Genomic DNA, 26,013 nt, shown 5'->3' on the forward strand with positions numbered 1-26,013 from the left:
AAGCTTATGCCTTTGTATTAGGAAACAAAATAGCAGCCGCTTTTTAAATTGATAATTTTAAAAACCTTTACTTTGCGGAATTCGATTTCCTTACCTTTTAAATGTACCATCATGAAATATTCTGCCAATTTTAAAACTTTACTTCCCCTATTCCTTTTAATTATCGTTCCCTTGCTGAGCCTGGCTCAGGAACAGGAATATTATGAACTCAAGGTTTATGAATTCGAAAACGATGAGCAGATAGAAAAGACAGAAAATTACCTTCAACAAGCTCTAATGCCCGGTTTCGAAGAATTGGGAGTGAAAAATATTGGAGTTTTCAAACCAAAGGCCGACAGCCTAAATAAACTGTATGTATTGATCCCTTATACTTCTTTAGAGGAATTTGGGTCAAAAAATAAAGCCTTCCAGAATTCAGAAATTCTCCAGCAAAAAGGCGGTGAATATATATCGGGATCAAATGATAATCCACCTTATAAAAGAATGAGTACCATTCTGCTAAAAGCATTTAAAGATATGCCGGTAATGAAACCATCCGTCATAGAGGGGCCAAAAAAAGACCGGGTTTATGAATTAAGAAGTTACCAATCCTCAACCGAAGCTTTGCTGAAAAATAAAATAAAAATGTTTAATGAAGGTGGGGAAATAGAGCTTTTCGATGAACTGGATTTCAATGCTGTTTTTTATGGTAAAGTTATAGCAGGACCTGATATGCCAAATCTAATGTACCTCACAACATTCAGCGACCGGAAATCAAGAGACGAGCACTGGGAAAGCTTTGGAAATTCTCCTGTATGGAAAAAAATGGAAATTATACCCGAATACCAGGGCAATGTTTCTCAAATAGATATTCACTTTTTATATCCTACTGAATATTCTGATTATTAATACACGATCATAATACAGGTAGTAAAACATAATCATTCAATAAATAAAGATACTGTGTCACTTCCGGTATAATAAATTTCAGGAAAACCCATTTTAGCCATTTACAAAATACTAATCTGTTATTTCTAAGCTTACATTTTTCACAATACCATTTTTCTGCGCAGAAATTTAAATTTAATACGTATAAATACGTATTTTTCTTTAAATTTGATTTAAACTTACGTAGTTATGAGAAAAATAGTTGTAGTTGGAAATGGAATGGTGGGTTATAAATTTTGTGAAAAATTAATGGCCAGCCCAGATAGAGAAAACTTTCAGGTTCAGGTATTTGGGGAAGAACCTAGCCCGGCCTATGATAGGGTTCACCTGAGTGAATATTTTTCAGAAAAAGGGAAAAATGAATTACTTCTAGCTCCAAGAAGTTGGTATGAAGATAATGGAATTGAACTACGTACTTCTTCTCTTATTTCAGAAATAAATACCGAAAAAAAAGAAGTTGTCACCTATAAAGGAGAAAAAGTAAGCTACGAGTACCTTGTGATCGCGACGGGTTCTTCTGCTTTTGTACCACCTATAAAAGGTTCAGAAAAAACCGGGGTTTTTGTTTATCGCACTACAGAAGATCTGGATGCTATAAAAACCTATGCAAAGAAACTTCAGAAGAAATACAAATCTAAAGCTACGGTGCTAGGAGGCGGACTGTTAGGTCTGGAAGCGGCTAACGCGGCCAAAGAGCTTGGTCTTGAAACCAGCGTTGTAGAATTTGCACCTAGGTTGATGCCAAGACAATTAGATGAAGCTGGTAGTAATACCCTTATTGGTAAAATTGAAAGTTTAGGGATAAAAATCTTAACCAATAAAGCAACTTCAAAGATAAGCGGTGAGGAAGAAATTGATGCACTTACCTTTTCAGACGGTTCCAGGCACGAAACCGATATGCTTATTATTTCTGCAGGAATTCGACCTCGTGATGAACTGGCAAAATCTAGCGGACTTAAAACCGGCGAGCGGGGTGGAATATTTGTGAATAATAAAATGGAAACTTCGGCAAAAGATGTTTACGCAATTGGTGAGGCCGCGCTCTATAACAACGCTATTTATGGCCTTGTCGCGCCGGGATATAATATGGCCGAGGTTGCAGTTTCTCAAATTTGTGGTGGTGATAAAACTATGGCCGCTCATATAGATATGTCTACACAACTAAAACTAATCGGCACTGATGTAGCAAGTTTTGGCGATCCGTTTATTGAAAATGAAGAAATTTCTGCTATTACCTACGAAAACAAGCAAAGTGGAATTTATAAACGAATAAACGTATCCCGCGATGGTAAAAAACTGCTTGGTGGAATTTTAGTTGGGGATGCTTCAGATTATCAGAATTTATTTCAGATATATATCAACGGAATGAAACTTCCGGAGAATCCTGAAGATCTTATTTTGGGAAGCCGCGGTGGGGAAAATACAGCCATGGGTTCAGTAACAGACTTACCCGATACCGCACAAATTTGTTCCTGCGAAGCTATTTCAAAAGGAGATATCTGTAAACCACTGGAGTCTGGGGAATGTTGCTCAATGGACGATGTGGTAACTAAAACCAAAGCCTCTACCGGTTGTGGTGGTTGCAAACCTATGGTTACCGATCTTTTTAACGCTACTATGAAATCCCTTGGAAAAGAGGTGAAAGAGGTGATTTGCGAACATTTCGATTTTAACCGGCAAGAAATCTTCGACCTGGTAAAAATTAATAAAGTCCAAGATTTTGATGAAGCGCTGAATCTCTTCGGAAAAGGGCATGGTTGTGAAAAATGTAAGCCGGTCCTGGCTTCAATTTTTGCAAGTATAACTATGGAAACTGCCAATAAGCAGGTTACTATCCAGGATAGTAACGATAAATTTTTAGCCAATATTCAACGAAATGGAACTTATTCTATCGTTCCACGGATTCCCGGCGGTGAAATTACACCCGATAAATTAATGACTATAGGTGCTGTGGCTAAGAAATTTGACCTTTACACCAAAATCACCGGTGGGCAACGTATAGATCTTTTCGGTGCCGAATTGCACCAACTGCCTGAAATATGGAAGGAATTAATTGATGCCGGATTTGAAAGTGGACACGCTTACGGAAAATCGCTGCGAACGGTAAAAAGCTGTGTGGGTTCTACCTGGTGCCGTTTTGGAATGCATGAAAGCGTAAGTTTTGCAATTCAAATTGAAGAACGCTATCGCGGTTTGCGCTCACCGCATAAATTAAAAGGCGGGGTTTCCGGCTGTATTAGGGAATGTGCTGAGGCTCGTGGAAAGGACTTTGGAATCATTGCGGTAGAATCCGGTTGGAATTTATACGTATGTGGAAATGGTGGCGCCACCCCAAAACACGCGATTTTACTTGCCGAAGGTTTAGACGATGAAACTACGATAAAGTACCTTGATAGATTTTTGATGTATTACATCCGAACCGCCGCGCCACTTATGCGTACCGCGCCCTGGCTAGAAAAATTGGACGGAGGTATTGAACACTTAAAAAAGGTGGTAATTGAAGACTCTTTGGGAATCGCTGAAGATCTTGAAAAAGAAATGCAGGGTCTAATTACCAATTACGAATGTGAATGGAAACAGGCAATTGAGGATCCTGAAATGATGAAGCGTTTTAAACATTTTGTGAATTCGGATGAAGGTGATGATAATATTAGTTATGTCCCTCTTCGTGACCAAAAAATGCCAAGAGCCTGGACCTAAGTTTTACCGGCTTTCAAACCAATTCCTAACATCAAACTTTTAAACAATGCAAGAATTATTAGCTCAATACCAAAGTGTAGCCGCACCAGAAGTAATTAAATGGGTGAATGTTGGTAAAGCCATAGATTTCCCAGAAAATGGCGGTGCCTGCATAAAATATAAAAACAAGCAAATTGCGGTTTTTAATTTTACCCGGGAATCCCACTGGTACGCATGCCAAAACCTTTGTCCGCATAAACTGGAAATGGTTCTTTCCCGCGGGATGATAGGCGATAAAGAAGGAATTCCAAAAGTGGCCTGCCCTATGCATAAAAAAACCTTCTCCTTAAAAGACGGGAATAACCTGAATGGCGAGGATTATAAAATTGCAGTCTATCCCGTTAAAATTGAATCAGAAAATGTCTATATTGGTTTTATAGATTAAGACAACCTCCCAATGAGTAAATTCCAGGAAGCCACAAAGCGAATAGACGCTAAAAATGCTGAAGATCCTAATTTGGAAATGTCAGACGGAAAAGAAGCTCCGAAAGAATTATTGTATTCAGAGCGGATGACAGATAAGTTATTAGACTTTCACCCGCAGGCTTCCGAAGAATTACAAATTGCGGTGCGTGCCCAGCATATTTGCCGTTGGAAAGTGCCACGTGACAGCTATCCAAAAAACAGGGTGGGATATTTAAAATGGCGTGAAGGACTTAAAAAAACCCATGCTGAAATTACAGATGAAATTCTTAAAGAAGTAGGTTATGACAAAGATTTTCGTGACCGGGTTTCATTTTTAATAAGGAAAAAACATATTAAAAAAGACGAAGGTTCCCAGGTAATGGAAGATGTAGTTTGCCTGGTTTTCCTTGAACATTATTTTGATGATTTTGCGACAAAACACAATGAGGAAAAAATAATAGATATTGTAAAGAAAACCTGGGCAAAAATGTCTCCTGAAGGCCACGAAGCCGCCCTTAAACTTCCCCTTTCCAATCGCAGCGAAACTCTAATACAAGAAGCTTTAAAATAAATAATGGCGCCCAATAGCTCTCTAGACCAACATACATTTATAAAACTTAGAAAGCTGTACATTCTGGCCCTAACAGCAATTGCGCTTTCGGTAATTATAAGTCAGTTATTTATCGGGAAATTCCTTGAAGAACAGGAAGGAGATTCAAAACTTATCAATATCTCCGGTCGCCAGCGAATGTTGAGCCAGAAACTCACCAAAGAATGCCTTTTACTCCTAAAAACGGAAAATATAAACGAGCGCCAAGACATTGCCCAAAACCTGGAAGAAAGCCTTACCCGGTGGACACATTCTCACGAAGTTTTACAAAATGGAAGCGACAGTTTAAATATTGTTTCAGAACAGACTGAAGAGATTGAAGAAAAATTCAGTGAAATTCAGCCTTATTTTGAGAAAATTAGGGAAGCATCGCAAAGTATAGTGCTGAAAATAAAAGAAAACCCGGGACGTCCCATAGAAAATTTTTCAGCTGAAATTGCCATAATTAATGAAAACGAAGCCGCTTTTCTCGGGATTATGGATGCAATCGTAAATCAATATGACGAGGAAGCACATACACGGGTAGAGCGACTGCAAAACTTGGAATTATTTTTAACAATTTTTACGCTTTCGATTTTATTATTGGAATTTTTCTTCATCTTTTTACCAACTGCCAAAGGCGTTAAAACCAATATTAAAAACCTGATCCATGCAGAATCACGGGCTGTAAAAATGGCGCGGAACGCTGATGCCATAAGCGAGGCTCGTGAAAAATCAGTAAAAGAATTACGCGCCCTTGGGCAGGCAATGGATCAAATTTTACTTTTTGCCAGGATTACTCCAAATGGCGATATTTTGCATATAGGCGATCAGTTTTCCAAACTATTTCAGTATAAAAAATTTAATATAGAGACTAAATTCTCCGAAGTTTTATCACCCAAAGAAAATGAACAACTCAATATTGAAAAACTTATTTCAGCGCATAAAAGATCGGGCTGGCAGGGAGAAGTAAAAGCCACTACGAAAGATAACAAAGATATTTGGCTGGAATTATCTATAGTTCCCTTTCAACCAGAAAAAGATAAAACGGAGCTTACTATTATAGGTGTGGATATCACCAAAAATAAAGAAGCGCAGCTAAAAATTGAAGAACTTACGAGAAGGAGTTACGAAGAAAAAATGCGGCAACAGGGTCTAATTGCAAAAAAAATCATTGAAAATCAGGAAAACGAGCAAAACCGAATTGCAAAAGATATTCACGATGGAATTGGCCAAATGCTAACCGGACTTAAATATAACCTTGAAAGCATAGATTTTAAATATCCAGAAAAAGCCGAAAGCAAAATTGAAAGTTTAAAGGAATTAAGTACAAGAATTATCCAGGGAGTTCGCGCTGCTACTTTCAACCTCACTCCACCGGAACTCACGGATCACGGGATAGTACCGGCCCTTCAAAAACTCACCGAAGAACTTTCAAAACTAACAGGGAAAAATATTATTCTATTCAATAAAACCGGTTTCTCACGGCGCCTGGGAAATATTATTGAAATTAACCTTTACCGCATCACCCAGGAAGCCGTAAATAACGCGATAAAATATGCCGATTCTACCCATATTATTGTTAGTGTGAGCCATAGTAAAGAAATTCTAAGTATTAGTATTGAAGATAATGGCAAAGGCTTTAACCCCGAAGGTATTTCGACAGAAAAAAATGGGAATCGCGGGATGGGTCTTACTTTTATGAAAGAACGTGTGAAATTTATAGACAGCCGACTTTTTATAAATTCATCACCCGGTGAAGGAACCAGGATTACGCTGAATCTTCCGCTGTAACAAGATTAAACTTCTATTTAAAAATGCGTATTTTCGTACGTATAAAATCCGAAATATTATGGGGCAAACCAAAATTCTTTTAGCCGATGACCACGAATTAGTACGTGATGGTATTATAGCACTACTGGAAAATGAAGAAAACCTAACAGTTGTGAATGAAGCGGCAAACGGCAAAGAAGCCCTTGAAATCATTGAGAAAGACACCCCCGATTTACTGATTGTAGACATTAGAATGCCGGAGCTAAACGGTATTGAAGTAGTAAAAAAAGTCAAAAAAGATTTTCCCAATTTAAAAACACTGGTGCTTTCTATGCACGATTCTACCGAATACGTAGTGCAGTGTGTTGAAGCCGGCGCAGATGGTTACTTATTAAAAGGATCGAGCAAGGAAGAATTCCTAAAAGCCATTAATAAGATTGCTGGCGGAGGGAAATATTTTAGTGGTGATATTTCTGCTATAATTGTGAGCAATTTTGTGAATGGAAATTCCGAAAAGCGCGTAGATACAAACTCCCAAAAACAGGATGCTGCACTTAATATTCTCACTAAAAGAGAGAAACAAATCCTGGAACTTATTTTAGAAGGAAAAAATAACCAGGAAATTGGCGATGAGCTTAAAATAAGTAAGCGAACTGCTGAAGCTCACCGCTTTAATTTAATGAAAAAATTAGAAGTAAAAAACCTAATGGAACTCACGCATAAATCCAGGGAACTAAAATTAATCTAAAAAATCTTATCATCTTAATTTATTCTAGCAAATTATAACTGTAACTCCCCTACTCTCCTACCAAAAAATTAATTCTTACCTGAAGATTAATATTTTGAACATCTAATTATTAAATATTTATAATTCTAGAGGCTCAATTTTCTAATTTTCGCATTAATTCATCTTTACTTATTTTTCTAAGTATTTATACTTATTTTTAGATCGCAAAACTAAGTATTATGAAAGATGTGATCACTGGTAAAGCAACGAAATTAGACTTAAGAAATTTAAGAAGTATTCCAATAAGAACGTTTTGGATTTCGGCAATTGCCTTTTTTATCTGTTTCTTCTCCTGGTTTGGAATTGTTCCTTTTATGCCCCAGGTAGAAAAAGATTTAGGACTTAGTCCCTCTCAAAAATGGAATGCTATTATCCTGGCGGTATCGGGAACAGTTTTTGCCCGCCTGCTTATTGGTAAACTATGCGATAAATACGGACCAAGGCTCTGCTACACCTGGTTATTGATGTTAGGCGCCATACCCACCATCCTCTGCGGACTGGTACAAACTCCATTGCAATTTCAGCTATGTCGTTTATTTATGGGGTTCATTGGAGCTTCATTTGTAATTACACAAGTGCATACTTCCTTAATGTTCGCCTCTAATGTAGTGGGGACTGCCAATGCAACTTCTGCCGGTTGGGGAAATTTGGGTGGTGGCGCAAACAGGTTGGGAATGCCTTTAATTGCTGCCGCTCTTGTTGCTTTTGGAGTGGCAGAAGCCGAAGTTTGGCGGTATGCCATGGTCGTTGCAGGGCTGGTATGTTTCAGTATGGGCTTTGTTTATTATTTCTTTACCCAGGACACCCCGGAAGGAAATTTTTCAGATTTAAAAAAATCGGGAAAAAGGATTCCGGTTAAGAAAGATCAAAACGGCTTTTTAACCGCTATCAAAGATTATCGCGTTTGGATACTCTTTGTAGTCTACGGAGTATGTTTTGGGATAGAACTTACCGTGTACGGTACAATGGACAGCTATCTGCAAAACACCTTTAACCTGGAGCGTGTAACAGCTGGAAATATTATTTTGGGCTTTGCCCTTATGAACCTTTTCGCCCGAACCCTGGGCGGATACTTTGGTGATAAATCGGGAGAAAAAGGGGGCTTAAGGGGTCGGGTATTTTTTCTTACCCTAATTCTAATTGCTGAAGGGGTTATACTTTCGTTATTCTCGATGGCCGGTAGTCTTATTATAGCTATTATTCTCCTCACTGCCTTCAGTTTAGCTGTCCAAATGGCCGAAGGTGCTACGTTTGCTGTCGTTCCCTTTATCAATAAAAAAGCTATAGGTTCTATCTCTGGAATCGTGGGTGCCGGGGGAAATGTGGGAGCGTTCTTAGCTGCCTTATTCCTGAAAATTAAATCGGTTGCCGCCGAAGAAGCAGCAATTGCCGCTAACGAAGGCCGCAGTAGTGAAATTATTGAATCAGCAAGGGCTTCTGCATCTTCAGCAGCCATTTCAGATGCATTTCTCTGGATTGGTTTTAGCATTCTGGCCGCAGGCCTTGTTAGCCTGGCCATTCGTTTCTCCCAGGAAGATGAAAAAGAAGCTGCATTAGAATTAAATCATCAAAACGCTTAAAAATCCTTTAATAATCACCTGAGTTTTATACGGATTTAGCAGAAATCAACCATTCTTTTAATGAATTATAAGCGCTTAATAACCAGCGTTTAAGTATATTTTGTCGCTGAATTTATGAAGAAAATACAACAAGAAGAATTTAAAACTACCTGCTCCTATTGCGGAGTAGGCTGTGGTATTGTAGCACAAAAAAGCTCTGATAATAAGATCACGGTTAAAGGTGATAAAAACCATCCTGTAAACCGCGGAATGCTATGTTCTAAAGGTATGAACCTTGATTATGTGGCGAATGACCTATCTGACAGAATCCTTTATCCAGAAATGCGTTGGAGCAAATCTCATCCACGGGAACGGGTAAGCTGGCACAAGGGTCTTGATCGCGCTGCCCGAGTTTTTAAAACCCTCATTCAAAAATATGGACCGGATAGCGTTGGCTTCTACGTTTCGGGACAATGCTTAACTGAAGAGTATTATATAGCCAATAAACTCACCAAAGGATTTCTAGGTACAAATAATATTGATACCAATTCCCGTTTATGTATGAGCTCGGCAGTAGTAGCTTATAAAAAAACATTCGGGGAAGATTCTGTGCCGGTTTCTTATGATGATATTGAGCTGGCCGATTGCTTTTTAATTGCCGGCGCTAACCCCGCCTGGTGCCACCCTATTCTCTTCCGAAGACTTGAAAAACATAAAGAGGAAAACCCCGAAGAAGTAAAAGTAATTGTTGTAGACCCTCGAAGAACCGATTCTGCTCGGTTCGCCGACCTTCATCTTCAACTTATACCAGGGACCGATATTATTCTTTTTAACGCCATCGGCCGCCGTTTAATAGAAAGAGGTTACATAGACAAAAGATTTATAAAAGAGCACACTGAAAATTTTCAGGATTATAAAAAACAAGCTTATTCCCTTTCCCTAAAAAAAGCAGCTAAGGGATGTGGTTTACCGGTAGATGAGATAAAAGAAGCTGCTGAAATGATTGGTCGCTCCAAAGGCTTCATCAGTATGTGGGCTATGGGGCTTAATCAAAGTTCTGTGGGCACCGATAAAAATTTTGCCCTGCTTAACCTTTCCCTAATAACCGGAAGGGTTGGAAAACCCGGGAATGGTCCCTTTTCCCTAACTGGACAGCCCAACGCTATGGGCGGAAGGGAAGTTGGCGGAATGGCAAATCTACTCGCGGTACATAAAAACCTGAATAATCCACAACACAGGCAGGAAGTTGCTGACTTTTGGGGTGTAGATAAGATTTCAGAAAAACCGGGTTATACCGCTACCGAAATGTTTGATGCGCTGGAAAGCGGAGAATTAAAAGCGGTGTGGATTGCCTGTACAAATCCAATGGTGAGCCTACCCGATGTTCGGAAAGCTGAAGCTGCACTTAAAAAAGCTAAATTTGTTGTGGTGCAGGAAATTTCCCATAAATCTGATACCCTGGAATGTGCCGATTTGGTTTTACCCGCCGCCGGATGGATGGAGAAAGAAGGTACTATGACGAATTCTGAAAGACGAATTTCTTATCTGCCCCAAGAGCTTAGCCCCCCCGGGGAAGCACGTGCCGATGTGGAAATTTTTTGCGATTTTGCACAAAGAATGGGATTCTCTGAATTTAACTATAATTCTACAGAAGAAATTTACGCAGAATACTGCGAAATGACGAAAGGTACCAATATTGATATTTCCCATCTAAATTACGATCGGCTCAAAAACGAAGGAAGCATTCAGTGGCCAGTGCCAGAATATCGTCATCCCGGTACAACACGACTATTTGAAGACCATCAGTTTTACACGCCATCAAAAAAAGCGATTTTTAATATACCTGCTTCAATCAATAATACATCTACACTCCCCGATGAAGAATTTCCATTAATACTCACCACGGGAAGGGTTCGGGATCAATGGCACAGTATGACAAAAACCGGAAAGGTTTCCCGGCTACGCACCCATTATTCTTCGCCGGTATTAGAAATAAATCCTGTAGATGGAATTAAATATTTTATTAAAAACGGAGAGGTAGTTGAAGTAAAAAGCGAGAATGGAAATGTTAGGTTACGAGCGAAAATCACTAAAGATGTACGGCCAGGTGTACTATTTTTACCCATGCACTGGGGTAAACAGTTAAGTAGTGATCTTAACCGGGCAAATAACTTAACTTTTAATCGCGTTGATCCGCAATCAAAAGAACCAGATTTCAAATTTACCAGGGTGTCGGTTTCCAAATTTAAAAAACCGGTTGAAAAGATAATAATTATTGGGGCGGGTGCTGCAGCGTTTCGGTTTGTTCAAAATTATCGCGACCATAATGTTGATGACGAATTACACGTCTTTTCAGAAGAAGAGCATCCTTTTTATAATAGGGTTTTATTACCCGAGTATGTTACAGAAGAACTCAGCTGGGAAAAACTTCTAAAAATCAAGGAGACTGAATTAGGGAAATTAAACCTTCAGCTTCATAAAGGCGGTGCAATTTCCAAAATAGACGAAAAAGAAAAATCGGTAACCGACCACCTGGGTAAAAAACATCATTTTGATAAATTGATTATTGCCACCGGTAGTCGGGCATTTGTGCCAAAAGATGCCCAGCTTGATTTACCGGGAAGATTTACTATGAGGAGCAAGTTAGATGCCGATGAATTTAAAACTTATCTGCAAAACACTGGGCTCCCCGCAGAAGAGCAGCACGTAGTAATTGTTGGCGGTGGCCTCCTTGGCTTAGAACTCGCTGCAGCATTGCAAAAAGAAAATGTGAATATTACTATAGTTCAGCGTTCGTCTCGACTTATGGAACGCCAGCTTGATATCCTTTCCAGCAGGCTGCTTGCCAGTGACGTTCAGGAGCGGGGTATTAACATTTATTTTGACAATGAAGTAAGTACTGTTTTTGATGATCAAGAAAACCCAGGAGAACTAGATATTAGTCTTAAAAGCGGGAAAATTCTTAACGCCCATGCTATTGCTTACGCCATTGGAACACGTCCTAATATTGAAATTGCGAAAGAAAGCGGTCTAAATTGTGGCCGTGGTGTGAAAATAAACGAACACTTACAAACCTCTAACCCCAATATTTTTGCAATTGGAGAAATTGCTGAATATAAAGGCCAGTTATTTGGAATCACTTCTGCCGCCGAAGAGCAAGCCGAGGTTCTTTCTAACTTTCTGGCCGGTGATGTTGGCAGTATTTACCGCGGATCGGTATTAATGAATATCCTAAAATTCAAAAACCTGGACCTTTGTAGTGTCGGAGATATAAATGTACCTGATAACGATCCATCATACGAGGAGATTGTTTTTACCGATGTCAGTAAAAGATATTATAAAAAATGTATTGTAAAAGATGATTTGCTGGTGGGAGCCATTTTAATGGGGGATAAAAATGAATTTGCTCAATTTAAAACACTTATTGAAAGTAAAATGGAATTGGCCGATCAGCGGGATACCTTATTACGGGGGTCAGGAAGCAGTAAGCCGGTAAAAGGAAAACTTGTTTGCTCCTGTAGCCAGGTTGGTGCCGGAAATTTACAGGAAGCCATTAAAAATGGAAATAAAGATTTTACAACACTTTGCAAAGAAACCGGTGCCGGTTTGGGTTGTGGAAGTTGTAAGACCGAAGTTCGGGAACTTTTAGCGGTGGGGTAGCTTGCACTTTTGCTCACGGCTTCAGTTTAAATTAATAGAATATTTATGGAAAAATCATTCTCGAGAATAATTATAAAAGGAGGAGTTTTGTCGCCTGCTGAATTAAAGGAAATCGTAGAACTGGCCGAAACATCAGGTTCAGATTCTATTTCACTGGGGTCACGGCAGGATATTTTGATTACCAAAGAAATTGAGGTTGATAATTTTTCTGCTGAAAATAAATATCAAATCATTCCGCCTAAAACTGATGGATCTGAAAATATAGTTTCTTCCTATGTTGCTGCCGATATTTTTCCGGGAACGCACTGGCTTACCGGTGACCGGTATTTATATGTTTTGGAACAATTTAGAAATCCGTCCAATTTAAAAGTAAATATTACAGATCCTAAACAACGCCTGGTTCCTTTATTTACGGGGGATCTAAATTTTATTGCATCGGAACACGAAGATTATTGGTATTTATACATCAGGTTACCTGAATGGAAAAAAATGCAGGTGTATCCCGCACTTATCTATACCTGGGACGTGGGAGAAATTGTCTATGGAATTGAAGAATTGCTTCAGGAAGAACCTGAAGAGGTTGAAATGATCTTCAATTTATTAAGTGATGCCCTGGAATCCAATAATAGAACCGTAGATAAAGCTTTGGAAATCGGTTACCACCCATTTCCCTATTACGAAGGAATGAATAAAATTGGAATGGATAGTTATTGGCTGGGACTTTACTGGCGAAATAATAAATATTACACCAGTTTTTTAAAAGAAATGTGTGATTTATGCGCCGAGTCCAAAATTGGAAAAATTTCAATTACCCCCTGGAAATCTTTGATTATAAAGGGTATTCCAACAAATTCTAAACTTGAATGGGAGAAATTTCTCGGAAAAAGCGGAATTAATGTACGGCACTCTATGTTAGAATTAAACTGGCATATTCCGGTAGATAACGAAGAAGCGCTGAACCTAAAAAAATACCTGGTTTCAAATTTTGATCAAAACGATATTAGCACCTATGGATTGACTTTCGGTATTTTCGATTCAACCAAAAGAAGCAACTATTTTACTGCAGTGGTAATTGAAAAAAATCAGGCGCCAGAAATTCTAAATGAGATTGGGGTACGCGACACTTACAATTTACTTTACGCTCAAAATTTTGATCCCAATACCCGAGATTATGTGATTCACGTACAGGAAGTTGATAAAGTTGAATTACCCGGTTTACTTATAGAATTGAGTAAAATGTATTTTAACCAATTAGGAGAAAAGGAAGAAAAACCCCGAAAAAAGCCCGAACCAGAACCCAGGAAGGAAAAATCAAGTAAAGAGATCTGGCAGTGTAATGCCTGCCTCAGTATTTATGATGCAGAATTTGGTGATATTACTCAGGAAATCCCTCCTGGCACCAGTTTTACGCAATTACCGGGAAACTACGAATGTCCGCTATGTGAGGCTACAAAATCAGAATTTGAAAAACGCATTCAGGAAAAGGTTGGTTAATTTTTAATAAAGAGTTTTATGCAGTTTGGTGTAAATTAAGATAGTTTAAGTTTTGAAGGACAAATTCGTCAACTTCACTATTATTCACCCCGTTATTATATGCCTCACATTCCTTTACCACTTCGCCAATAATGATAATTGCCGGGGTTCCAATTTTATATTTTTTTACCAGGTTTTCAATATTATGAATGTTTCCGGCAATGAGCTTTTGATCCTCCCAAGTCCCGTTTTGTATTATTGCAATCGGTAATTCTCCTTTAGCTTCGTTTTTATATAAAGCCACAATTTCAGCCAGTTTACTCATTCCCATTAAAATCACAACAGTTGCTGAAGTTTTGGCTGCCAGGGCTACATCTTTAGAAAGTTTATGTCCCGAAGTTGTCCCGGTAATCACCCAAAAACTTTCGGCGGTATGCCGTTTGGTCACCGGGATTCCCGCCGAAGCCGGCACCGAGATGGCCGAAGAAATTCCCGGGATTATTTCTACTTTTACGCCATGTGCACAGGCATATTTCTTTTCTTCACTTCCGCGGCCAAAGACAAAAGGATCTCCTCCTTTTAAGCGAACTACCGGTCCCTTTTCCCTGGCAAATTTTACTATAAGCTCATTAATCTGGTCCTGAGCATACGCGTGGCAACCCTTTCTTTTTCCGACGAAAATTTTTTCGGCATTGGATGCGTGTTCCAGAATTTGAGGATTTACTAATGCGTCGTAAAGAACAACGGCTGCAATACTCAGTGTCTTTACAGCTTTTAAAGTCAGCAAATCCGGGTCTCCGGGACCAGCACCAACGATTGTACATTTTGGGTTTTGGATTAGTGTTTGCATTTTTATCTGATTATTTTCAATTCTGACTGCAAAATTAATTCAGGTATAACCTTCAGTTAGAAAACACAATTTATAAAAACCCTTAGAAAATTAAGTATTTTTACGTAATTAATCACTTACAAGAAAGTGTTTTTATCAGCTTCGCAATGTTCCGGATTAAAATTAATACTATATTATTTTCAGAAGAAAATAATAAGAAACCCCTAATAAATTCCTTTCTAGATCTTTCCAAAGTATAAGCAAAACAATTCATAATCCCGCTTTATGATAAAAAGCTACCTCTTTTAATTAAATTCTAAACAAATTAATACGTGATTTATATAATTTAAAATCCATTCAATATCCTAACTCAAAATTTATTATTTTTAGTGGATTAAACTAATTAAAAATATTGCGGCTTTGTGAAAATTTGTGTCTTTTCCCACCGAATATTTGATAATTATAATTATCTGAACAATTAAACCGAAAATCTATCCCTACACCGCCTATGTTTAAGAATAAATCCTACCATTTCCTATTAATCGAGGATAACGATGGAGATTATTACTTAATCTCTGATTATTTAAAAGAAAAATTACCAGAGCATTCCCTAACCCGGTATAGTAGATTCTCAGATTTTAAAGAGAATGAACTTAATGTCAAATATGACGCTATTCTGCTTGATCTTAACCTTCCCGATAATAAAGGAAATGACCTGGTAACCAAAATTTGCCATCTTTTTGCTGAAATTCCTATAATTGTATTAACGGGAGAAGTTTTTGAAGAATTTGCGTTACATGCTATTTCCCTGGGTGCTTCAGATTATTTGATAAAAGATAATCTAAACCCCGATATCTTATATAAAAGTATAATTTACAGTATTGAGCGAAAAGCAAATCTGCAATTACTTAAAAAATCGCAGCAATTATATTACGATTTGTTTGAGTTTAATCCCCAGCCAACCTGGGTTTATGATTTGGAGACTTTACGGTTTTTAGATGTAAATGAGAAAGCTATAAATCATTATGGATATTCTAAGGAAGAATTTCTAAATATGACGATAAAAGATATTCGGCCAAAAGAAGATATTCCAATAATGGAAGCCTCTTTAAAAGATTTTAAAGCTGAAAAAAAGTTAGAGGGGAAAAGGATTTTTACTCATTTAAAACAAAATGGCTCAGAAATTCAGGTGAAGATTGACAGTAAAATTATCACTTATATGAATCGCAGGGCCGCAATAATTGTTGCTACCGATATAACCGAGGAAATTGAACACCAGCAAATAATTGAAAAACAAAACGAAGAATTGAAAAATATCACCTGGATACAATCCCATTTAGTTAGGGCCCCAGTTGCAAAAATTCTAAGTATAGTGAAAGAAACTACCTGGCATGAGCTAAACGGGGAAGAACGTAATTTTTTATTTAAAGGTTTAAATGACTCGGCTACCGAATTAGATGGAATTACCCGCCAAATAATCGGGAAATCTGAAGCTATACTTCAACTATAAAGATATAGCTAAAAAAAATCCAGATCATTCAGCGTTTGATTTATTAACCGATTTAGCGTACCATTTAGAAAAGGCTAAACTACTAAGGCCGTGAATTACCGTAGAAGCCATTACCACCAAACTTGTAACAATCCATGCATTTTCATCTTTAGTCTTTTCAAGAGTTAGTATAGAATAATAAAGTGCAGCCACACCAATGGGACCAAACCAGCCGATTAATAGCTGATCTTTAAATTTGGATTTAAATTGAGGAGCTGCCCTAAGAATCAAGAGAAAACCGGGAATCCTTCTGAATAAAATTATCGCCAGAATTATGGCTAATGAAGTCCAAATCCCTAAATCTATCCACTCTTTCCAGGGAAGAAGTAAACCAAAAATAAAAAATACCGGAATTGTAAATATACGATCCATAGATTCCTGAACATGTTCCTCCTGAATAGTTTCATTTTCAGAAATTTCAGAAGAAAAAGCAAAACCTCCTATAAAAACGCTAAAAATTCCGTTCATACCTATCGCATTAAACCCAGATAATAATAAAAATGCAAGCGCCAAAGAAAAAGGCAATACCGCTTTAGTGGTCATCCATCCTTTCACGTGGGCCTTATGCATTAATTTTCCTAATAATTTTCCTAATCCGAATGCTAAAAACCCGCATAGAACGGTTGCAAACAGTAAATCTTTTAAAACCCAGTTTTGAAAATTCTGCCCGGTGGTTATCGAAGCAAGAATTAGAAGAATTAACGGATAAACCAGCCCATCGTTTACTCCAGATTCAAACGAAATTGTATTTCTTATCCTTGCCGCTAAAAATTTCTTTGCATTCTCTCCAGAAACAATTGTAGAGGCCACTACAGGATCTGTAGGAGTTATGATTGCTCCTATAAGGCAGCTTTCAGGTAGCGATAGAGGCAACAACCAGAATAAGAGAACTGAACTACTTAAAAACATTGCAAGAATTCCCAAAACAATAATCATAGATTGTGTTTTAAAATGCTTTCTAAAGTAATTAGGGGGAATACGTAATGCCGTAGCCATTAGAGCTACAGCCATAGTAAATTCTGTAGCCTTTTTAAGAATATCTAGAGATTTACTATTCTCCAGTGATATTAAGTTGAATAAATCGGGGCCAAGGACCACCCCAAAAATTAATGCAATTAAAGGATCGGTTATATAATGATTCTCCAGTTTTTTATAAAAGGTGCCAGATAGAATAATTAAAGCACTAATAGTAAAGATTAATAACATATCACTCGACTTTAAAGGCGGTTGTTTATAGATATCATTGTTTATCCTAAACCTAAGTTATTAAATTATTTATGCTAAAAGAAAATTGCCGGTTTCATATCATTGAAAATGTAAATGTTTTTTATTCAGTAGTTGGAAAATTTCCTCCATAAAATCTTTAGTTAATTTCTGTAGTTAAAATCAAGAATCGGGTAGGAAGTTAAGGATTAGTTCCCTACCTGTCCTCCCACACCTGATTCTGCCTCGCGATAGACACCCTTGCTTTTGGCTAAAGATAGGCAGCTATAAACCCTCATAACGGACTTGCACCGTCGAGTGATATGCATGCTCGGCACACCATAAACAAGTAGGGTGAAGATAATAAATATTTGAGCATTTATTATCTTCATCCCTCTTCCAGAACCGGGCATACGGGTCTCGTACCCGGCTCATGTTAAATCTTATTCAGTACTGTTCGATAGTACTGATGCAAAGTATTCCCTTCAACGGTGTCCATTGCGTCCAACCCTAATTCTGAGAAGTACTTATTTGGCAGGGCATAGTGTATTAAATTGGTGGAGGAGTTTCTTCATCGGGTTACCGATAGCTTAAGAAAATTCCCCTTATAACCCATACGCCTTAGTTGTCGGTGAAGAGGTTTCCAGCTTTTCCAGCTTTTCATCACCATCATTCGTAACCTTCTCCTGATCCAGCTTAAAAGATCCTGGAACAGCTTTTTGGTCAAGCCTATTCGAAAGTAGTTGGCAAAGCCCCTTAATAGCGGGTTCAGTTCTTTAATATAGAAAGCTATACTTTTGCCCTTTAGTTCTAGGGGTTAGTAATTTTACTCTCTTTTTGAACCTCTTGATGCTTTTGTAGGATACCACTACTCCATAGGGCTTATCACCACACCTAAATATTGAATGCCTTCTTCGATGGGTGTCAGACTGCTCTTGTTTTTATTCACTTCTAACCGAAGCTCTTTTTCCAGATAACTCGTGGCTTTAGCCATATATTTTCCAGCTTGAGCTTTGGTTGGTGCAAACAACAGGACGTCACCGGCGAACCTCACCATTCGTATTCCTGAATTTTTCATATGCTGGTCGAATACGTCTTAGCACTTCGTTTAAGACGATACCCATAACTGGAAGGATGGAATTCGGGATCGAAGATAGGTTGCAATACATTAAGCAGCGATTGTTGTACAATACGATCTCTGATGGTTGGGATACCCAATCCTCTCTTGCTCCCGTCTGGTTTATCGATATTGACCCGCCTTACCGGCTGTGGCTTATACCTCCCCTCTTTTAGTTCCATGGAGAGTTGGCACAAATTCTCCTCTAAAGCTGAATTAAAATCAGCTATACTTTGGTTATCCACTCCCTGGGCTCTGGAACCTTTATTTTTCCTTACCTCACGGTAGGCTTGTTCCAGCCTCGGTAATGCATATACCTTGTCTATAAGACTGTACCATTTTCGCATAAGGAAACTTTCTCTTCTTTGCAGTACGGTTTATTTCTTCAGCAGAATTAGACAGATTGTTTGTTCATAAGATATACTGTTGTCTTTAGCACTGTGGCAATCTATAACAGTAAAAAGGGCACTTTTTGCAACCTTACCCCCAATATATGCCGGAATCGGTTCGATTTCTCTATGTTCCACTAACTTGCTAGGTCTTCCTTCACACCCCACCGTTGCCAGTGACGCACTTGACTTTGCATTGCTCTTCCTCCGATAAGGTGAGCGGGCTTTCTTTCAAGCCTCGGAATTGTTTGTATGAAGGGCAAACAAAAAACCACCGGGAATTCCGGTGGTTTTAAAATATAAATAGAAGATTTAATTACTCTAAACGAGCTTTAAGCTCTGCAGCTTTTTCTTCTTCTCCTAATTGGTTATAGATATTGATTGTAGTCCTAATTGCTTCAACGTTTTCAGGATTTCTTTCAATTACTTCCTCAAGGTATGGAACAGCTTCTTCATAAATCTCTATACGCTCTTCTTCAAGTTCCTCATAACGTTTGTTATCTTCTTCACTCATTCCAAGCTCATTCATCTCGTCAATCAGATCACGTTCTTTTGCCAATATTGCCACTACAATATTCATTCTTGCATTGGTCATATCAGGATCAATTTCAAGAGCTTTTTCGTAATATTCAATAGCCTGTTCGTTATTACCTAAATCTGCAGCTGTTACACCTAGATTATAATAAACGTTTGGGTCGTTAGGATTTTTCTTTACAATTTCCTGCATTAGTTCATTGTACTTTTCCTTATTACCCATTCTGTAATGAACATCAGCTTCTGCCTGAATTAATGCAATATTGTCAGGGTTTTCAGCTTTAGCGTCCTGAATAGCTTCAATTGCTTTTTCATCTTCACCTTCCTGGATGTAGATTAAAGCAATGTTCTTAGCAATCTCTCCTTTTTTGGTAGGAATTTTACGGTCTTGAGGATCTTCGTACTCGCCAGTTTTAATCATTAAATCACGTTGCTCTTTAGGCATTACTTCCTGTTCACCAGTTTCTACATTGGTGGCAAGATATTCTACACCAGAACCATCAAAACCTAATTCTTTAAGGTCTTCATAATATTCCAGAGCAGTAGTATAATCCTGAGCGTTCAATGAGTTACCCGCAGCATAGTACAAATAAAGTGTATCCTGCTTATTTAATTGATAACTGTAATGCAATTTATCTGAAGCACTCTCATAATTTTCGGTATTTTGATCGTTGATAGCACTTTGTACTAAAGCATTCCTTACCTGGTCAAATCCCTGTACGGCTTCATCATCATTCCCCATATCCTGAGCTTTTTGAAAAGCTTCTGCAGCTACTTCCAGGTCTTCCATAGAAGCATTCTCACCATTTCCTAAATACGCCTGACCTTTATAAAGGTAGAACCGCTCTGTCCATTTATCATTTGCTTCAGAGAGCATAGATTCCGCAGTTTGTAATTCAGTTTTGGCTTCTGCATAGTTACCATCATCTACGGCTTTACCCGCACTTCTAATTTCACTTTTTTGTGCAACGGCAGCCACCGATAATAATGACAACGCAACAGTAAAAATATTAGTTTTCATCTTGTTTTGGTTTTTATTATAGTTATTCTTCACTATCGTCTACAATAGTTGTGCCATTTGGGTTTTCTTCAGTCTCTTCAGCCTTCTCCGGGTCTTCCATTAACTCAACATCATCTTCATCATGCAGTACTTTTGCAACTGCTGCAATAGCATCGTTCCCTTTTAAGTTGATTAATCTAACCCCCTGAGTTGCACGTCCCATAACCCTAAGATTTGCAACTTCCATTCTTATTACAATTCCAGATTTATTGATGATCATAATATCTTCTTCATCTGAAACATTTTTAATAGCAACAAGACTACCGGTTTTTTCGGTTATAGAAATAGTTTTCACACCTTTTCCTCCCCTATTGGTAATTCTATAGTCTTCAAGGCTGGATCTTTTTCCGTATCCATTTTCAGAAACTACAAGAATATCAGAATTAAAATCTTCTACCGATATCATTCCTACCACTTCGTCTTTATCGTCGGCAAGAGTTATTCCTCTCACCCCTGAAGCGTTTCTTCCCATAGGTCTGGTTTTTCCTTCTTCAAACCTAATGGCTTTCCCACTTCTCACAGCAAGCATAACCTGGCTGTCACCATTGGTTAGTTTTGCTTCAAGCAATTCATCATCTTCTCTAATGGTAATTGCGTTAATTCCATTAGTTCGGGGTCTTGAATATTGCTCTAAAGAAGTTTTCTTAACCTGGCCTTTTTTAGTGGCCATAATTACATAATGCTTATTGATGTACTCTTCGTCTTTAAGATCCTGAGTACAGATAAAGGCTTTTACGCGATCGTCTGGATCAATATTTATAAGATTTTGAATAGCTCTTCCTTTTGAAGCTTTACTGCCTTCAGGAATTTCATAAACCCGCATCCAGAAACATTTTCCTTTTTGAGTAAAGAATAACATATACTGGTGGTTGGTTCCTGAAAATAAATATTCAAGGAAATCTTCATTTCTTGTGTTAGATCCTTTCTGGCCAACTCCTCCCCTGTTTTGAGTTTTATATTCTGTTAAGGAAGTCCTTTTAATATACCCTGCATGAGAAATTGTGATTACTACCCTTTCATCCGGAATCATATCTTCAATACTTAAATCTCCCCCGGCATATTCTATTGTAGAGCGTCTTTCATCTCCGTATTTTTCTTTAATCTCCAGAAGTTCGTCCTTAATAACCTGCATTCTGCGTTCTTTTCGCGCCAAAATGTCTTTAAGGTCTTCTATGGTTTCCATTATTTCTTCATACTCTGCACGAAGTTTATCCTGTTCCAGGCCAGTAAGCTGGCGTAAACGCATTTCTACAATGGCCTTTGCCTGCAATTCGCTCAATTCAAAGCGCTCAATTAATTTATTTCGTGCTTCTTCTGCGTTACTTGAAGAACGAATTAAAGCAATTACCTCATCTATATTATCTGAAGCGATAATTAAACCTTCAAGGATATGAGCCCTATCTTCGGCTTTTCTAAGTTCAAATTCTGTTCTTCTTACAACAACCTCGTGCCTGTGCTCAACAAAATGATAAATAATATCTTTCAAGTTAAGCATCTCTGGCCTTCCTTTTACAAGCGCAATATTATTTACACTAAAGGAAGTTTGTAAAGCTGTATGTTTATAAAGGGTATTTAAAACTATATTCGGGATTGCATCTCGTTTTAATTGATAAACGATTCGCATCCCGTTTCTGTCAGATTCATCTCTAATAAGACTAATTCCTTCAATTTTCTTCTCATTAACAAGATCGGCAGTTTTCTTAATCATATCTGCCTTGTTCACCTGGTAAGGAATTTCAGTAACTACTAAAAATTCCTTTCCGTTAATTTCTTCTATTTGAGATTTAGCACGCATCATTATACGGCCTCTTCCGGTTTTAAAAGCTTCACGAACCCCGTCGTAACCATAAATAGTTCCACCGGTAGGAAAATCAGGAGCTTTAATATGCTCCATTAGTTCCTCTATTTCTATATCATTGTTTTCGATGTATGCAACGGTTCCGTCTATTACTTCAGAAATATTATGGGGAGCCATATTGGTAGCCATACCTACGGCAATACCGCTCGCTCCATTTACAAGAAGGTTGGGAATACGCGTTGGCATAACAACCGGCTCGTTCAAGGAATCGTCAAAGTTAAGCTGAGTATCTACCGTTTCTTTATCGATATCAGCAAGCATATCCTCACTGATTTTTCGCATTCTGGCTTCGGTATAACGCATTGCTGCAGGACTATCGCCATCTACAGAACCAAAGTTACCCTGGCCATCTACAAGCATATAGCGCATGCTCCAGTGTTGGGCCATCCTTACCATAGTATCGTAAACGGAAGAATCTCCGTGAGGGTGATACTTACCAAGTACTTCCCCTACAATCCTGGCCGATTTTTTATAAGACCGGTTAGAGAGTACACCAAGTTCATACATACCATACAATACCCGGCGATGCACCGGTTTTAACCCGTCACGAACATCTGGTAAAGCACGTGACACAATGACCGACATTGAATAATCAATGTAGGCCGATTTCATTTCATCTTCAATATTTATAGGAATAAGCTTTTCTCCTTCAGCCATATTGTAAAGTTTATTTTAGTTCTCTAATCTAACGAGCCAATTTACGTATTTTATAGATGTTCAAGCCCTGTTTGGAGTATTGTTTACCCAAATTTTATTAACAAATATTTAGTGTGCTATCGTTGATAAGTTCCTTATTTTACCCTTTGAATATTGAAAGTAATTTTGTCAATTAGCTAATATCATAGGATTAGGTACAATTTTTGAAAGTTTTGTACTGAACAAATCATTAGAGAGAAAGGAAGATAAAGATGGATGATAATTTTTCACCAAGAGTAAAAGATGTAATTGCATATAGCAAAGAAGAAGCATTGCGTTTAGGACACGATTTTATTGGAACTGAACACCTTATGCTTGGTTTGCTGCGAGATGGAGATGGTAAAGCCATAGATATTTTAAATGCTTTAGATATAGATTTAAGTCATTTAAGACGTAAAGTTGAAATACTTAGCCCGGCCAATCCAGAATCTACTGCAGTTTCTAACGAAAAAAGAAACCTGCACCTTACCCGCCAGGCAGAGCGGGCCTTGAAAACAACTTTTTTAGAAGCCAAGCTTTTTCAAAGTTCTAATATAAATACTGCGCACCTATTGCTATGTATTTTAAGAAATGAAAACGATCCCACCACTAAATTACTTAACAAGCTTAAGATAGATTATGATGGGGTTAAAGACCAGTTTAAATATATGATTGCCAGCGATGAAACTGATTTTCAGGATAGTCCTACGGCCGAATCATTTTCTGACGACGATAGCAATACCGATGACGCTACTAAAGACAATCCGTTTAGCGGAGGTGGTAGCGGCCCGGGTAAAACTTCTAAAAAGTCTAAAACTCCAGTTTTAGATAACTTCGGAAGGGATTTAACCGCGATGGCTGAGAATGATAAACTGGACCCCGTTGTTGGACGTGAGAAAGAAATTGAAAGAGTTTCGCAAATTTTAAGCAGAAGAAAGAAGAACAACCCTTTGCTAATCGGTGAACCCGGAGTTGGTAAATCGGCTATTGCTGAAGGTTTGGCATTAAGAATTATTCAGCGTAAAGTTTCAAGAATACTGTTTGACAAACGCGTGGTGACTTTAGATCTTGCCAGTTTAGTAGCAGGAACCAAATACCGAGGTCAGTTTGAAGAGCGTATGAAGGCTGTGATGAACGAGCTGGAAAAGAATGATGATATTATTCTTTTTATAGATGAGATTCATACCATTGTAGGTGCCGGTGGCGCAACAGGAAGTCTGGATGCCAGCAATATGTTTAAACCCGCCCTTGCAAGAGGGGAAATTCAATGTATTGGTGCGACAACTTTAGATGAATACAGGCAGTATATTGAAAAAGATGGAGCTTTAGAAAGAAGATTCCAGAAGGTGATTGTAGAACCTACTACCGTAGAGGAGACTATTGAAATTCTAAATAATATTAAGGATAAATACGAAGATCACCATAATGTTTCTTATACCGATGATGCGATTGAAGCCTGTGTGAATTTAACCAATAGGTATTTAACCGATCGTTTTCTTCCAGATAAAGCTATCGATGCGCTGGATGAAGCAGGGGCCCGTGTACATATCACTAACATCGACGTACCAAAACAGATTTTAGATCTGGAACGTAAATTGGAAGAAGTACGGGAAAAGAAAAATTCTGTAGTTAAAAAGCAGAAATACGAAGAAGCTGCAAAACTTAGGGACGACGAGAAAAACCTTGAAAAAGAACTGCAAATAGCCCAGGAAAAATGGGAAGAAGAATCTAAGAAACATAAAGAAACGGTTGACGAAGATAGCGTTGCCGATGTTGTTTCTATGATGACCGGTGTTCCTGTAAACAGAATTGCACAAACCGAAAGCAATAAATTGGTTGAACTTCCTAAGAAAATCAAAGGAAAAGTAATTGGCCAGGATGATGCGGTTAGCAAAGTGGTTAAAGCCATTCAAAGAAACCGTGCGGGTCTTAAAGATCCTAACAAACCCATTGGGTCATTTATATTTTTAGGTCAAACCGGGGTTGGTAAAACTCAGTTAGCTAAAGTGCTTGCCCGGGAATTATTTGATAACGACGATTCACTTATTCGAATAGATATGAGTGAGTATATGGAGAAGTTCGCCATTTCAAGACTGGTTGGAGCGCCTCCGGGATACGTTGGTTACGAAGAAGGTGGGCAGCTTACTGAAAAAGTACGTAGAAAACCTTATGCGGTTATTCTCCTTGACGAGGTAGAAAAAGCACATCCAGATGTTTTCAATATGCTGCTTCAGGTGTTGGATGATGGATATTTAACCGATAGTTTAGGAAGAAAAATCGATTTTAGAAATACTATCATCATAATGACTTCTAATATCGGAGCAAGAAAACTTAAGGATTTCGGTCAGGGTGTTGGATTTGGTACCGCTTCACAGCGTTCTCAAGTTGATGAAAATGCAAGAAGCGTAATTGAAAACGCGCTCAAAAAAGCATTTGCCCCTGAGTTCTTAAACAGGATTGATGATGTAGTGATCTTTAACAGTCTTGAACGCGAAGATATTCACAAGATCATTGATATTGAATTAGTGAAATTATTCAGCAGAATTGGAAGTCTTGGTTACAACCTGACCTTAAGTGGTAAAGCCAAGGATTTTATTGCTGAAAAAGGATTTGATAAACAATATGGTGCGAGGCCTTTAAATAGAGCTATTCAGAAATATATTGAAGATGCGCTAGCTGAAGAAATCATAACTTCAAAATTAGCCGAAGGTGATAAGATTTTTATGGATCTCGATGAAGAGAAAAATGAATTAACTATAAAAATCGATAAGGCGGTTAAAGAAACCGAATCTTAGAGTTTTAAAGAATTACTAGTTTTATAAGAGGCTATTTGAAAGAATTATTTCAAATAGCCTTTTTTTAATATAGTCCCTGAAATATATTAAAT

General features: G+C 38.1%; 18 protein-coding genes. 11 read left to right on the forward strand and 7 right to left on the reverse strand.

The features are described 5' to 3' along the window. The first annotated feature begins 111 nt into the window (after nt 1-111). From B5X53_RS15835 to B5X53_RS15875, 9 genes are all read left to right on the forward strand, one after another. Nucleotides 112-888 (forward strand): NIPSNAP family protein, encoded by a 777-nt coding sequence (locus tag B5X53_RS15835; protein ID WP_079714206.1) that lies wholly within the window; start codon nt 112-114, stop codon nt 886-888. A gap of 228 nt (nt 889-1,116) precedes the next feature. Next, nucleotides 1,117-3,627, forward strand: a complete 2,511-nt coding sequence (gene nirB, locus B5X53_RS15840) for a nitrite reductase large subunit NirB (RefSeq protein WP_079714207.1) — start codon at nt 1,117-1,119, stop codon at nt 3,625-3,627. A gap of 46 nt (nt 3,628-3,673) precedes the next feature. Further along, a complete protein-coding gene (gene nirD, locus B5X53_RS15845) occupies nt 3,674-4,051 on the forward strand; it encodes a nitrite reductase small subunit NirD (RefSeq protein WP_079714208.1) in 378 nt (125 codons plus the stop codon). Between the two features lie 12 nt (nt 4,052-4,063). Beyond that, a complete protein-coding gene (locus B5X53_RS15850; RefSeq protein ID WP_079714209.1) occupies nt 4,064-4,642 on the forward strand; it encodes a DUF4202 domain-containing protein in 579 nt (192 codons plus the stop codon). A gap of 3 nt (nt 4,643-4,645) precedes the next feature. Next, on the forward strand, nt 4,646-6,454 hold the full coding sequence (locus B5X53_RS15855) for a sensor histidine kinase (RefSeq protein ID WP_079714210.1): 1,809 nt from the start codon (nt 4,646-4,648) through the stop codon (nt 6,452-6,454). A gap of 58 nt (nt 6,455-6,512) precedes the next feature. Further along, the gene (locus B5X53_RS15860; RefSeq protein WP_198550733.1) at nt 6,513-7,181 is read left to right on the forward strand and encodes a response regulator transcription factor; all 669 of its coding nucleotides are present in this window, start codon (nt 6,513-6,515) and stop codon (nt 7,179-7,181) included. Between the two features lie 218 nt (nt 7,182-7,399). Continuing rightward, nucleotides 7,400-8,800, forward strand: coding sequence for an MFS transporter (locus B5X53_RS15865; RefSeq protein ID WP_079714212.1), 1,401 nt, complete (start codon nt 7,400-7,402; stop codon nt 8,798-8,800). 114 nt (nt 8,801-8,914) lie between these two features. Further along, nucleotides 8,915-12,439, forward strand: a complete 3,525-nt coding sequence (locus B5X53_RS15870; protein ID WP_232764087.1) for a nitrate reductase — start codon at nt 8,915-8,917, stop codon at nt 12,437-12,439. 45 nt (nt 12,440-12,484) lie between these two features. Continuing rightward, on the forward strand, nt 12,485-13,933 hold the full coding sequence (locus B5X53_RS15875) for a rubredoxin (protein ID WP_079714213.1): 1,449 nt from the start codon (nt 12,485-12,487) through the stop codon (nt 13,931-13,933). 16 nt (nt 13,934-13,949) lie between these two features. Here B5X53_RS15875 and cobA read toward each other — a convergent pair whose 3' ends face one another. Then, nucleotides 13,950-14,762: a uroporphyrinogen-III C-methyltransferase gene (cobA, locus tag B5X53_RS15880; protein WP_079714214.1), complete on the reverse strand. Its 813-nt coding sequence runs from the start codon at nt 14,760-14,762 to the stop codon at nt 13,950-13,952. A gap of 487 nt (nt 14,763-15,249) precedes the next feature. Between cobA and B5X53_RS15885 the strand changes: the two genes are divergently transcribed. Further along, nucleotides 15,250-16,251, forward strand: a complete 1,002-nt coding sequence (locus B5X53_RS15885) for a PAS domain S-box protein (protein ID WP_079714215.1) — start codon at nt 15,250-15,252, stop codon at nt 16,249-16,251. A gap of 24 nt (nt 16,252-16,275) precedes the next feature. On the opposite strand, the gene B5X53_RS15890 is transcribed toward B5X53_RS15885, so the two are convergent. The 6 genes from B5X53_RS15890 to gyrA all read right to left on the reverse strand — a co-directional run bounded on the left by B5X53_RS15890 (nt 16,276) and on the right by gyrA (nt 23,108). Further along, nucleotides 16,276-17,496 (reverse strand): cation:proton antiporter domain-containing protein, encoded by a 1,221-nt coding sequence (locus B5X53_RS15890; protein WP_079714216.1) that lies wholly within the window; start codon nt 17,494-17,496, stop codon nt 16,276-16,278. A gap of 568 nt (nt 17,497-18,064) precedes the next feature. Then, on the reverse strand, nt 18,065-18,286 hold the full coding sequence (locus tag B5X53_RS19685; protein WP_198550736.1) for a group II intron maturase-specific domain-containing protein: 222 nt from the start codon (nt 18,284-18,286) through the stop codon (nt 18,065-18,067). A gap of 75 nt (nt 18,287-18,361) precedes the next feature. Continuing rightward, nucleotides 18,362-18,571 carry an RNA-dependent RNA polymerase family protein gene (locus tag B5X53_RS19230; protein ID WP_200811843.1) on the reverse strand — a complete coding sequence of 70 codons (210 nt, stop codon included), beginning with the start codon at nt 18,569-18,571 and terminating at the stop codon, nt 18,362-18,364. Next, on the reverse strand, nt 18,568-18,957 hold the full coding sequence (locus B5X53_RS19235) for a reverse transcriptase family protein (RefSeq protein WP_198550731.1): 390 nt from the start codon (nt 18,955-18,957) through the stop codon (nt 18,568-18,570). The genes B5X53_RS19230 and B5X53_RS19235 overlap by 4 nt, the downstream gene beginning before the upstream one ends. Before the next feature lie 358 nt (nt 18,958-19,315). Beyond that, entirely contained in the window at nt 19,316-20,554 is a 1,239-nt protein-coding gene (locus B5X53_RS15900; protein ID WP_079714231.1) for a tetratricopeptide repeat protein, read from the reverse strand. Nucleotides 20,555-20,576: 22 nt separating this feature from the next. Then, nucleotides 20,577-23,108 (reverse strand): DNA gyrase subunit A, encoded by a 2,532-nt coding sequence (gyrA, locus tag B5X53_RS15905; RefSeq protein ID WP_079714217.1) that lies wholly within the window; start codon nt 23,106-23,108, stop codon nt 20,577-20,579. A 251-nt stretch (nt 23,109-23,359) separates the two neighbouring features. On the opposite strand from gyrA, the gene B5X53_RS15910 reads away from it, so the two are divergent. After that, nucleotides 23,360-25,921: an ATP-dependent Clp protease ATP-binding subunit gene (locus tag B5X53_RS15910; RefSeq protein ID WP_079714218.1), complete on the forward strand. Its 2,562-nt coding sequence runs from the start codon at nt 23,360-23,362 to the stop codon at nt 25,919-25,921. Nucleotides 25,922-26,013: the final 92 nt, after the last annotated feature.

The organism is Salegentibacter salinarum, assembly GCF_900168115.1.
Taxonomy (GTDB): domain Bacteria; phylum Bacteroidota; class Bacteroidia; order Flavobacteriales; family Flavobacteriaceae; genus Salegentibacter; species Salegentibacter salinarum.